This is a genomic window from Phytoactinopolyspora endophytica, from assembly GCF_004138495.1.
Lineage (GTDB): Bacteria > Actinomycetota > Actinomycetes > Jiangellales > Jiangellaceae > Phytoactinopolyspora > Phytoactinopolyspora endophytica.
The window spans coordinates 67,755-79,060 of sequence record NZ_ML142855.1; the positions used below are offsets into that span (position 1 = coordinate 67,755).

The 11,306-nt window shown below is 67.0% G+C and carries 11 protein-coding genes; 8 read left to right on the top strand and 3 right to left on the bottom strand.

From position 1 onward, the window contains the following. A partial coding sequence (locus ELR45_RS15145; RefSeq protein ID WP_129667347.1) for a glucose-1-phosphate adenylyltransferase occupies positions 1-1,075 on the top strand: 1,075 nt, incomplete at its 5' end. 6 nt (positions 1,076-1,081) lie between these two features. On the opposite strand, the gene ELR45_RS15150 is transcribed toward ELR45_RS15145, so the two are convergent. Continuing rightward, positions 1,082-1,690 (bottom strand): O-methyltransferase, encoded by a 609-nt coding sequence (locus tag ELR45_RS15150; RefSeq protein ID WP_240759744.1) that lies wholly within the window; start codon positions 1,688-1,690, stop codon positions 1,082-1,084. A 194-nt stretch (positions 1,691-1,884) separates the two neighbouring features. Between ELR45_RS15150 and sigE the strand changes: the two genes are divergently transcribed. The 5 genes from sigE to ELR45_RS15175 all read left to right on the top strand — a co-directional run bounded on the left by sigE (position 1,885) and on the right by ELR45_RS15175 (position 6,484). Beyond that, on the top strand, positions 1,885-2,541 hold the full coding sequence (sigE, locus tag ELR45_RS15155; RefSeq protein ID WP_129667169.1) for an RNA polymerase sigma factor SigE: 657 nt from the start codon (positions 1,885-1,887) through the stop codon (positions 2,539-2,541). Continuing rightward, positions 2,538-3,248, top strand: coding sequence for an anti-sigma factor family protein (locus ELR45_RS15160; protein WP_129667170.1), 711 nt, complete (start codon positions 2,538-2,540; stop codon positions 3,246-3,248). The genes sigE and ELR45_RS15160 overlap by 4 nt, the downstream gene beginning before the upstream one ends. Beyond that, a complete protein-coding gene (locus ELR45_RS15165) occupies positions 3,245-4,417 on the top strand; it encodes a sigma-E factor regulatory protein RseB domain-containing protein (RefSeq protein WP_129667171.1) in 1,173 nt (390 codons plus the stop codon). Before ELR45_RS15160 ends, ELR45_RS15165 begins: the two co-directional genes overlap by 4 nt. Before the next feature lie 81 nt (positions 4,418-4,498). After that, a complete protein-coding gene (locus tag ELR45_RS15170; RefSeq protein ID WP_129667172.1) occupies positions 4,499-5,872 on the top strand; it encodes a S1C family serine protease in 1,374 nt (457 codons plus the stop codon). Positions 5,873-5,911: 39 nt separating this feature from the next. Beyond that, complete coding sequence (locus ELR45_RS15175) at positions 5,912-6,484, top strand: twin-arginine translocase TatA/TatE family subunit (RefSeq protein ID WP_129667173.1); 573 nt, start codon at positions 5,912-5,914, stop codon at positions 6,482-6,484. Between the two features lie 39 nt (positions 6,485-6,523). Here the strand turns inward: ELR45_RS15175 and ELR45_RS15180 are convergent, their stop codons facing one another. Beyond that, complete coding sequence (locus ELR45_RS15180) at positions 6,524-7,663, bottom strand: Mrp/NBP35 family ATP-binding protein (RefSeq protein ID WP_420813891.1); 1,140 nt, start codon at positions 7,661-7,663, stop codon at positions 6,524-6,526. A 143-nt stretch (positions 7,664-7,806) separates the two neighbouring features. Between ELR45_RS15180 and ELR45_RS15185 the strand changes: the two genes are divergently transcribed. Next, the gene (locus ELR45_RS15185; protein ID WP_129667175.1) at positions 7,807-8,772 is read left to right on the top strand and encodes a ketopantoate reductase family protein; all 966 of its coding nucleotides are present in this window, start codon (positions 7,807-7,809) and stop codon (positions 8,770-8,772) included. A 3-nt stretch (positions 8,773-8,775) separates the two neighbouring features. Here ELR45_RS15185 and ELR45_RS15190 read toward each other — a convergent pair whose 3' ends face one another. Continuing rightward, positions 8,776-9,699: a DMT family transporter gene (locus ELR45_RS15190; protein ID WP_129667176.1), complete on the bottom strand. Its 924-nt coding sequence runs from the start codon at positions 9,697-9,699 to the stop codon at positions 8,776-8,778. A gap of 456 nt (positions 9,700-10,155) precedes the next feature. On the opposite strand from ELR45_RS15190, the gene ELR45_RS15195 reads away from it, so the two are divergent. Next, a complete protein-coding gene (locus tag ELR45_RS15195) occupies positions 10,156-11,172 on the top strand; it encodes a phosphate/phosphite/phosphonate ABC transporter substrate-binding protein (protein WP_129667177.1) in 1,017 nt (338 codons plus the stop codon). Positions 11,173-11,306: the final 134 nt, after the last annotated feature.

Genomic DNA, 11,306 nt, shown 5'->3' on the forward strand with positions numbered 1-11,306 from the left:
CAACGGCGAGATCGACCGGATCTGCGTGCTGACCCAGTACAAGTCCCATTCGCTGGACCGGCACATCTCCGTGACGTGGAGGATGAGCACGATCCTGGGTCAGTACGTCACGCCGGTGCCGGCGCAGCAGCGGCTCGGCCCTCGCTGGTACCAGGGGAGCGCGGACGCGATCCACCAGTCGGTGAACCTCATCAACGACGAGCGTCCCGAGCACGTGATCGTCTTCGGTGCCGACCACGTCTATCGGATGGATCCGCGCCAGATGCTTCAGGCCCACATCGACAGCGGCATGGACGCCACCGTCGCCGGCATCCGGGTGCCGCGGGAGGGGGCCAGCGCGTTCGGCATCATCCAGACCTCGGACGGCCACAGCATCGATGCCTTTCTCGAGAAGCCCGCGGATCCGCCTGGACTCCCGGACGACGCGGACAGCTGTTTCGCGTCGATGGGCAACTACGTGTTCACCGCCGACGCGCTCATCGAGGCGTTGAAGGCCGATGCGGAGGATCCGTCGTCGTCGCACGACATGGGCGGCAACATCGTCCCGATGATGGTCGACAAGGGTTCCGCGGCGGTGTATGACTTCGCCGGCAACGAGGTGCCGGGCAGCACCGAACGCGACCGCGGCTACTGGCGTGACGTCGGCACCCTCGACGCCTACCACGAGTCCCACATGGATCTGGTCTCGGTGGTCCCGATCTTCAACCTGTACAACGACCACTGGCCCATCCTGACGAGTCACCCGCAACTTCCCGGGGCCAAGTTCGTGGAAGGCGGCCACGCCCGGGAGTCGATCGTCGCGCCAGGATGCATCCTCTCCGGCTGCCTGGTGGATCATTCGGTGCTCTCGCCAGGCGCTTTCATCATGGAAGGCGCGGCGGTCTCCCGTTCCGTCGTTCTGGACCGGGTGTGCGTCGGCGCGCGGGCGACAGTGCGCAACGCGATCCTCGACAAAGACGTGGTGGTGAAAGACGGCGCAACCGTGGGTGTCGACAAGGAGACCGACCGGGCACGCGGCTTCACCGTCACAGCCGGCGGGGTCACCGCCGTCGGGAAAGGCACAGTCGTCGGGTGACGGGCCTCACTGTCTCTTGTAGGCGACCAGCAGCCCGTCCCCGACCGGCAACAGCGCCGAGGTGAGGCCGGGATTCTCACTGACCACACGGCCGAGCTCACGGATGGCGACGGTGTCGGGGTCGCGCTGCGCGGGGTCGGCGACGCGGTTGTGCCACAGGGCGTTGTCGAACACGACGACGCCGCCAGGGCGCAGTAGCCGGAGCGCTTCATCCAGGTACTCGACGTACTCGGACTTATCCGCATCGCAAAAGACCAGGTCGTACGCTCCATCAGTGAGGCGCGGGAGGACCTCGAGCGCCGCGCCCGGGATCAGCCGGGTGCGGTTGGACGAGATGCCGGCCTCATTGAACGCCTCGCGCGCCAGCCGTTGGTGTTCGGACTCGATGTCCACACTGGTCAGCACCCCGTCCACACGCATCCCGTTCAGGAGGTACATGCCGGAGACGCCGGTGCCGGTGCCGATCTCGACGACGCCGCGGGCGTCGACGGCGGCCGTCAGCAGCCGGAGCACGGAGCCGCCGCCGCGGCCGATCGGTGTGACCCCGACCTCGGTCGAGCGAAGCCGGGCTTGGATGATCACCGGATCATCTTCGACGTAGGCTTCCGCGTGCACCCACGAACTCGCCGTTGGCGGGTCGATGCCTTCGGTCTCGATGACGGCCTCCCATGAGCTTCAGCGTGCGTCGTGAAGTGCGCACGAATTCTCCAGGCGGAAGCCTAGTGGTTCGGTGGTCACCCGTGGAACCTCGGGCGGTATTCGTGCGTTGTGCATTCAGATACGACGCCGATTCGTCAGGAGAGGGGCCGATGGTTACCATGTTGTTACACGCCACGCCCAAGAGCCTGGCCGAGGGAGGAATGCCGGTGTCGGATTCTGAGGCTTGGACGCCGCCCAGCTGGGAAGAGATCGTCAGCCAGCACTCCACGCGGGTGTACCGGCTCGCCTACCGGCTCACAGGGAACGCCCACGATGCCGAGGACTTGACCCAGGACGTCTTCGTCCGGGTGTTCCGGTCGCTGTCCTCGTACACCCCTGGGACCTTCGAGGGCTGGTTACACCGGATCACCACGAATCTCTTTCTCGATTCTGTCCGGCGGAAACAGCGGATCCGGTTCGATGCGCTCGCCGACGACGCCGCTGAGCGTCTCCGCGGACGTGAGCCCACACCCGAGCACGCCCTCACCGACCGGATGCTGGAAGCCGACATCCAGGCTGCCCTCGATGCGATGCCGCCCGACTTCCGAGTGGCCGTCGTGCTGTGTGACATCGAGGGTCTGTCGTACGAGGAGATCGCCGCGACGTTGGGTATCAAGCTCGGCACCGTACGGAGCAGGATCCACCGCGGTCGTGCGCAGCTGCGCGCCGCCCTGGAGCACCGCGCCCCGGACGACGCCCGCGCGCTCGAGAACAGTGGAGGCACCGGCGGGCCTGCTGAACCCAGCGGCTCAGGGGAGCCAGCATGAAACATCTCGATGATCGAGTGAGTGACCTGGTCGACGACCGTCTCGATCACGACGAACGCGACCGGTTCTATGCACATCTCGCCGGCTGCGAGCAGTGTCGCGAAGCCGTCGAGATGGAACGGTACGCCAAGGGCGCACTGACGTCGTTGAGTGACGTCGAGGTGCCGCAGACGTTGACCGACAAGCTGATGCGCCTGGCCGAGCCGGCGGGTCCGCTGCCGACAGAGCACGCGTACGCCGCGCATGCGGCCAGCGTCGCGTCGTGGGGTCCGTCGCGTGTGGCCGGAACGGGCGGGGCGGCCCACACGGGCACGTCGATGACCGCAGACCACGAATATCTCCGGCCCAAGTTCATAGATCGGCACCGCCGCGGTGTTCGGATGGTCGCCGGTGGCATGGTGTCCACGGGTGCGCTACTGGTCATGCTCGCATCGCTCGGGGCGCCGGTGAACTCGGGCCGCGGAGAGGCGCCGTCGGCGGTGGTACCTCCGATGGATGAGTTCACCGTGGAGTATGCCCGTTCCACCGGGTCGATCTCATTCGCAGAGCCTGCGTCCATCCTCGCTCCGGCGTTGAATGGCTGGGAGGATGGCGCGGCCACATCGTCCGGTGCGGATGCGGAGTCGTCGAGTTCGGGGCTGGGCACCGCGGACGCCGGCCTGTGGACCGTCGAGACCGGTCTGGGGACCACTGAGGACGGCGGGTGAACGATCATCCTCCCGGCTGCGGCGTCGCGGCTTCGGGTAGCGGTTCGGTTCTGCGGGGACCTGGACCGCTCATGCACGTCGCTCTGGTGGCGATGCCCGTACTGATCGGTGCATTGGTGTTCCTGGTTCCGCCGTCGGCGTCGGCAACGCCGGACAGCCTGGCCGGAGCGGATGATTCGGAGGCGGTGGAGCTGCTGAGCCGTTCCGCCACAGCGTCGACACGGGTGTCATACCAGGGCACACAGTACGTCTCAGCGTGGTCTGCGTTGACGAAGTCCGGTGCCTCGTCCAGCGCCGTCGTCCAGGTACGGCACCGTGCCGGTGGGCACACGGAGATCGGGGTCCAGGACAGCCAAGCCGAGATCTTCACCAGCCAGGCCGGCACATCGTGGCTGGCCGAAGACGAGGGGTCCGTGGACCTGCTCGTCGGCAGCTATGACATCCAGCTGGTCGGCGAAGCCCAGGTGGCGGGCCGGCTGGCGGACGTCGTCGAGGCACGTCACCCGGACGGCTCGGTGGCCGCACGGTGGTGGCTCGACCGGCAGACGGCGTTGAGCCTCCGGCGGGAGGCCTTCATGCCAGACGGGCGCCTGCTCAGCGCCAGCGCGTTCGTCGATGTCTCGATCGTCGCCGTGCCGCCGTGCTGCATGCGGAGCAGCGTCGACGATCACGCAGAGTCGCTATGGGCTTCGGAGGAGGGCTCGTCCGAGAGCTCCGGCCAGGCCGACCGCTCCACGCTGCAATGGGATGACATCGAGCGGCTGCGTCGGGAGGGGTTCCATTGCCTGGAGAGCCTCGGTGGCAGCCTCGTGCTCTATGAGGCGCGCGAGATAGGCGACGCGATACAGCTCAGCTACTCCGACGGCGTCATGACGGCGTCCGTGTTCGAGCAGCCCGGGCACCTCGACCCGGAGCAGATGACCGGGTACACGGTGAACGAGGTCGGCGAGGGCGTGATCTATACAAGGCCGGGCCCGCCCGCGAACTTCGTCTGGTCTTCGCAGGGACGGGTGGTCACCGTCGTCGCGGACGCACCGTCTGACGTGATCGAGGATGTGCTGGATGCGCTGCCGCCGGACCCCGTGGAATACGAGGACGATGACGATGTGGTGTCGCGGATCGGTCGTGGCGCGAAGAAGGTCGGGTCGTGGCTCAACCCGTTCGGCTGACCAGAATGATCGAAAAGATGGCCTCCCGCTGGGCGATCAGGGAATGTCCCGCGGGCCCGATCGCGCCTATGATTGCTCACTGTGAGGGGCGGTTGGATCACTACCGACGGCGACGCGACGCCAGGCGGCACAGCACCAGGCCGCGCGCCGCGGGCCGACCCATGGGCGGGCGGAGAATGGACCTTCCGGGAGCCTTCGGCTGAGCGTGCGACCCACGGTCAAGGGGATCACGGCACAGCACGTTCCGAGCAGACGTGGGCGCGTCCCGGGCAGCACCCCCGGACGGTGTCCATCCTCGGCCCCGGCCACGCTTCCCCTATCTGGGCACGTCCGGATGATCAGCGAGAGAACCGCCCGCGTTTCGGGGAGACCCGGGCGCGGCGCCGCGGGCCGCTTGTCGTGTCGTTCATCGTGGCGATACTGCTCGCAGGTGTGATGGGCGGTGTTGTAGGCGCGCAGGTCGATAGGCGGACGCCCGGTTCGGCGAACACGGTCACTGTCATCGGGTCCGACCCCGCCACGGTCCAGGAGCTCCCAGAGAGCTCGCCGGGCAGCGTCGCAGACGTGGTCCTACCCAGCGTGGTCTCGATCTCGTCGGCGGACGGCGGTGGCTCCGGTTTCGTCATCTCTGAAGACGGCTACTTGTTGACCAACAACCACGTGGTCGCCGCAGGTGCGGACGTGGACGGGGGATCCATTGAGGTGGAGTTGCACGACGGCCGTCGGTTCGATGCGGAGGTAGTCGGCGGCAGCCCGAGCTATGACCTCGCCGTGCTGCAGATCGAGGCCGATGACCTGGAGCCGGTGGTACTCGGGGATTCCACTGCGGTGGATGTCGGAGACCCGGTGATCGCCATCGGCAGCCCGCTGGGTCTGAACAGCACTGTGACGAGCGGCATCATCTCGGCCCTCGATCGGCCGGTTACCGCGGGCGGCCAGGCGAACGATCAGTCGTATATCAAGGCCTTGCAGACGGACGCCGCGATCAATCCCGGTAACTCAGGCGGCCCGCTGGTCGACTTGAACGGCCACGTGATCGGGGTCAACTCGGCGATCGCCACGCTCAGCATGGGCGGGGAAGCGGGAAGCATCGGACTGGGTTTTGCCATCCCCGTCGATCAGGCCAGCCGGACGGCGGAGCAGCTCATCACCGACGGCGAAGCGGTCTATCCGATCATGGGAGCGTTGCTGGACAACTCCCACCAAGGGCCGGGGGCGCGGGTGGCCGAGGACGGTGACGAGCAGCCGGGAATCACGCCGGGCGGGCCCGCAGACGAGGCCGGAGTCCGGCCCGGAGATGTCATTGTCGAGCTCGAAGGTGAGCCCGTCCGCACCGCGGCCGAGTTGATCGTCTTGCTCCGTTCCCACCAGCCGGGTGACCGGATCACGATGACGATCGAGCGCGGAGACAGCTCTCAGGATGTTGAGGTCACCCTCGGGTCCGAAGTGGGTTGACCACGGACGTACCCTTGAGGAACGGTACAAACGGGCGAGGTGAGTGGCATCAGCATTCCAGAGATCGCGGTCATCCTGGTCATAGCCCTGCTTGTTTTCGGGCCGGACCGACTGCCGACCATGATCAAACAAGCGGCGGCCTTCGTGAAAGACCTACGAAAGATGGTGGCCAACGCCCGCCGCGACCTGTCGGACAGCGTCGGGGACCTGGGTCTTGATCAGGAAGACCTGAAGACCCTGTCTGACCTGCGGAACCCGAGGTCGTACGTCCGGCAGAAGGTGCTCGACGGAGCTGACCTGGAGTCTTTCGGCCTGGACGAGATCAAGGAAGCCGGGGACGAGCTAGAGCTCACCGACACACGCAAGCGTCGGACCACGAACGGCGCCGCACGTAACCGCAAGGCCGTCACCAGCGGTTCCAAGAGCAACACGACGACGAAGACAGCCACGGCCACTCGTGCCGGCCGCTCCACCTCGGGGAACTCCACCTCGAGCACTACCGCCGGCGTCAACGGAAGCGGGGGCAGCGGCGAGTCCGCCAGCGCTCCCGCCGTCGAGGTCAAACCCGCATCGTCGCCGACCGGCGCCCGGTTCGACCCCGACGCCACTTAATAGAGGTCGGTCACACCTACCAACGCAACCGCAGTCGGTTCATCCAGCCGGGCTGAGGTTGAGCGACATACCCGCCAGCCCACGTTCGCGGTGGGAGAGCCGGCGGGCGGCCTCCCGCATCGCCACTGACGCCGGTGCATCCGGGTCCTTGATCACGAACGGAATGCCGACGTCGCCGCTTTCGCGGAGGCCGATGTCAATGGGAACCTCGCCGAGCAGCGGAATCTCCGCTCCCAGCCGACGGCCCAGGCCATCGGCTACCTGACGCCCACCGCCGGAGCCGAAGATCTCCAGCCGATGCTCCGGCCCGCAGTGTGGGCACGGCAGGTAGGACATGTTCTCGATGACGCCGGCGACCTGCTGGTGGGTCTGGGTGGCGATGGAACCGGCCCGCTCCGCGACCTCGGCCGCGGCCAGCTGCGGCGTGGTGACGACCACGATCTCGGCGCCCGGCATGAGCTGCGCCAGGGAAATGGCGACGTCGCCGGTTCCGGGTGGCAGGTCGAGCAGGAGGACGTCCAGATCTCCCCAGTACACATCGGTGAGGAACTGCTGCAACGCTCGGTGCAGCATCGGCCCGCGCCAGGCGACCGGTGTGTCGCGGTCCGGTTTGAACATCTCGGTCGAGATGAGCTTCACGCCGTGTGCCGGTATCGGCATGATCATGTCGTCAACGACCGTGGGCCGGGATCCTTCGACGCCCAACATCCGCGGCGCCGAGTGTCCGTAGATGTCGGCATCGACCAGACCTACCCTGACGCCGTCAGCCGCCATCGTCGCGGCCAGGTTCGCCGTGACCGACGACTTCCCGACGCCTCCCTTGCCGGAGGCGACCGCGTACACCCGGGTCAACGAGTCAGGCTGGTTGAACGGGATCTCGCGCTGGGGCCGGCCGCCGCGGAGCTGTTCGGACAAGGCCTTGCGCTGCTCCTCGGACATCACATCGAGCGTCACGTCGACAGCGGTCACTCCGTCGAGGGCTTCGACGGCGGCGGTCACCTCACGTGTGATGGTGTCCCGCAACGGGCAGCCGGAGATGGTGAGGTACACCTCGACGTGCACTCGGCCGTCGGCACCGACCTCAACGGACTTCACCATGCCAAGCTCTGTGATCGGGCGCTTGATCTCTGGGTCCTTGACGCCGGCGAGCGCAGTGTTCACCTGCTCGGCTGTGGGCAACGAAGTCATGCCTCGATGCTACGTCGCGTGCGTCGTGGGATCGCAATGCTCGTACCTTCCTGTGCGATGTCGCACATCGACGCCGGGCCCGTTCATGGCCGCGCCTGGGCGATCGCGATCAGCCGGGGGATAACGTACGGGTCATGCGCTTTGTGATCTATGGTGCCGGTGCGATCGGCGGCGTTCTCGGTGCCCGGCTGTCGTCGGCCGGCTTCGACGTGACACTCATCGCCCGCGGACCACACCTGGAGACCATCCACCGAGACGGTCTCCGGGTGGAATCGCCGGACGGGAGCGAGACATTCAGGATCCACGCGGTGGCCACCCCCGGCGAGATCGAGTTCCAGGCCGGCGATGTCACCGTGCTGACGATGAAGACACAGGACACCGGTGCCGCGTTGGCGATGCTCCGCGACGCGGCCGGACCGTCGACACCGATCGTGTGCGCGCAGAACGGCGTGGAGAACGAGCGCATGGCGTTGCGGCTGTTCGAGAACGTATACGGGATCTGCGTGATGTTCCCGGCGATGCACGTTGAGCCGGGTGTCGTGCAGAGCCAGTCGTCGCCAGTGCCGGGTCTGCTTGACCTGGGCCGCTTTCCGGGGGGCGTGGACGGGACGGCCGAGCACATCGCAGCGGCATTCCGCAAAGCGACGTTCGTATCGGAACCACGTCCGGACATCATGCGATGGAAGTACCGCAAGCTGATCATGAACCTCGGAAACGCGGTCCAAGCGCTGTGCGGTACGGGCGCGGAGGCACGGCCCATCCTTGAACGAGTGCGCGCGGAGGGGGCGGCTTGCCTGCGCGCGGCCGGTATCGATGTCACCACCGAGGAAGAAGACCGGGCTCGTCGTGGGGACCTGATCCAGGTGAAGCCCGTCGGCGGGACGGTTCGTGGTGGTTCGTCGTGGCAGAGCCTGCATCGCGGCACGGGCGCGATCGAGGCTGACTATCTCAACGGCGAGATCGTGCTGCTCGGCAGGGTTCATGGGGTGCCGACACCGGCCAACGAGCTCGTACGGCAGATGGCGAACGAGCTTGCGCGCAGACGTGCTCAGCCCGGTTCTGTGCCCGTTGAGGATGTGCTCGAAAGGCTCCCCGCCTGAGCTCTAGCGCTCTGCCCTCTTGGATGGCCGACGCCAGAGCTGCACGATCAGCACCCCTGAAGAGGCGAGGACCAGCCCGCAGATCTCCCGGACACCCAGCGATTCGTCCAGGAAGACCCACGCGAGAATCGCGATCTGGATGAGCATGGTGTTGTTGATCACGCTGGACTCCGTCGCGCTGAGCGTGCGCAGGGTCAGGTTCCAGACAGTGAACGCGAACGCGGTGTTGACCACCGCAAGCCAGGCGACGATCGTCCAGCCGGTCGGGCTCAGCGGCGGAAGGCCCTGCATGGTGACGCCCGCCACCAGCAGCACGACGGCCCCGGCACCCATGCTGACGACGGTCACGGCCAACGGAGTCAGCGTGCTGCCGCGGTTGGCCGACCGGCTGAGCACGGCAGCACTGGCATTGGCGAGCAGTCCGAGCACGGCGATGCCGATGCCGAAGAGCTGATATCCGGGGAATTCGGCGGGATAGAGGAAGATCGCCGCGCCGATCAGGTAGACGGCGATTCCAGCCCATTGGGCCGGCCGCGTCCGCTCGGTGAGGAAGACGACACTCAGCAGTGCGACGACGGCGGGTGAGAAGCTGAGCAGCAGGCTTGTCGTGGTGGCGGGCAGCCGGTCCAGCGCGAGGAACTGCGCGCCTTGGGTCAGGGAGTACATCACCAACCCGAGCCCGATCAGCAGGAGCCAGTCCCAGCCGCGGAGGCAGCGTAGGGCCTCTCGGTGCTTCGGGCGGACGACGAAGGGCAGCAGGCACAGGAAAGCAAGGGTGTACCGGAGACCGGCGAAGGTCAGGGGCGGTATCGCGTCGAGTCCGACCTTGATCAGTACCCAGGAGGTGGACCAGAGAAATGTGACCAGCAACGCCAGCAGGACCGAGCGGGGGTGGGCGGACAGCCGTGTATGCGAGGAATCGGACAAAGCCTCGGCCTTTCATCAGGGAAGCGGGCACGCCAACATGGGCGTCCACGTCTCCCCTCGAGGCTTTTGTCCTAGTAAGGTGCGGGCCGGATGCCGGACGCCCTCCTTGTCGGGGCCGCCGCGACAAGGACGGCTCACCCGAGCCGCGCCGATCACGGCAACTCGTGCGGTGCGCGAAGAAGCGCGACGCAACGGGCGCTGACGGCACGTCGGCTTTCTGCGGCGCTCGGTACCAGGCCAGTCAGCGAACCTCGACTGCGGAACCCTAGCCGCCCTCCAGCAGACGTCTCTGACTTTACCGTGCGAGCGGGCGCGTCGTCGGAGTAGCATCGCCAGCCTCGTGGCACGAAGCTTGAAACGCCTCAGGCCGGTAAAGGTCGGCGTCGTCAGACGCGACATGCGTCTCACGGAGATCGTGCCCGAGCCGGAAGGGCTCGGTGGTGAGGGAGGCATCCGATGAAGGTGGGGCAATGGCTGGCGGTCCTGGCCACGGCGGCGCTGGTCGCCGCGTGTGGGGGAGACGACGACGGCAACGACGATGAGAGCGACGACGGCGCCGACAGCACCACAAACGGCGGTGAAGACTGGCCGGATGAGCTGACATTGGTGTTCACGCCGTCCAGCGAGGCCCAGCAACTGGTCGAGGACGCCGGGCCGCTGGCCGAGATGCTCGAGGAACGCATCGGCGTTGACATCGAGCCGTTCGTGGCCACCGATTATGCGGGCGTCATCGTCGCCCTCGAAGCGGGGCAGGCAGGCATCGCCGGCGGGCTCGGTCCGCAACAGATGGTGCAGGCCGAGAACCAGGCCGGTGCCGACTTGATCCTGCAGTCGGAGCGGTTCGGCGACGTCCAGTACGTTACGCAATGGTTCACCAACGACCCGGACACCTACTGCGACAACAACCCGATCGAGGTCGACGGGTTCCTGTTCTGCAACGGTGTCGAAGACGCGGAAGGCCCCGGCGACGGTCCGATCGGCGAGGAGGCCATTCCACAGGTCGCCGGCAGAGCGGTGGCGTTCGTGGATCAGGGCTCGGCCTCGGGGCACCTGGTGCCGTCGTTGCAGCTGTTCGAGGCCGGTATCGATCCGGAGAGCGGCGTCGACCCCATCTTCGCCGGAGGTCATGACAACGCGGTACTCGCCGTGTACCGGGGAGACGCTGAGGTCGGCGTCTCGTTCAACGACGCGCGCGGGGACGTCGTCGATCAGGTCGACGACATCGGCGAGGAGGTGGTGGTCTTCGCATGGTCGCCGCCGATACCGAATGACGGCTTCGCGGTCGCGTCGGACATCCCCGAGGACCTGAAGCAGGCGATCACGGACGCGCTCGTCGACATCGCCGGCACCGACGAGGGTCACCAGGTCCTGAACGAGCTCTACAACATCGACGACCTGGTACCGGTCGACTCAGCCGCGTACGACCCGATCCGGACCCTGGTGGACGAGCTGGGGCAGCTGCTCGACGAGTGACCCCGGCCATCCCGCGCCGGCATGCGGCACGGGACATGCTGGCGCGGGATCCGGAAAGCAGAGTTGGCAGGTGGCGGGGCGGACGGCCTGCCTGGTCCCCGCTTCCAGACGGACAGGACCTTGTGACGGAGGAG

Bases quoted from the DNA above. Each gene is read 5' to 3' on its own strand.
- ELR45_RS15185 (WP_129667175.1), top strand. From the start codon at position 7,807: ATGCGCTTTGTGATCTATGGTGCCGGTGCGATCGGCGGCGTTCTCGGT.
- sigE (WP_129667169.1), top strand. From the start codon at position 1,885: ATGGTTACCATGTTGTTACACGCCACGCCCAAGAGCCTGGCCGAGGGA.
- ELR45_RS15195 (WP_129667177.1), top strand. From the start codon at position 10,156: ATGAAGGTGGGGCAATGGCTGGCGGTCCTGGCCACGGCGGCGCTGGTC.
- ELR45_RS15160 (WP_129667170.1), top strand. From the start codon at position 2,538: ATGAAACATCTCGATGATCGAGTGAGTGACCTGGTCGACGACCGTCTC.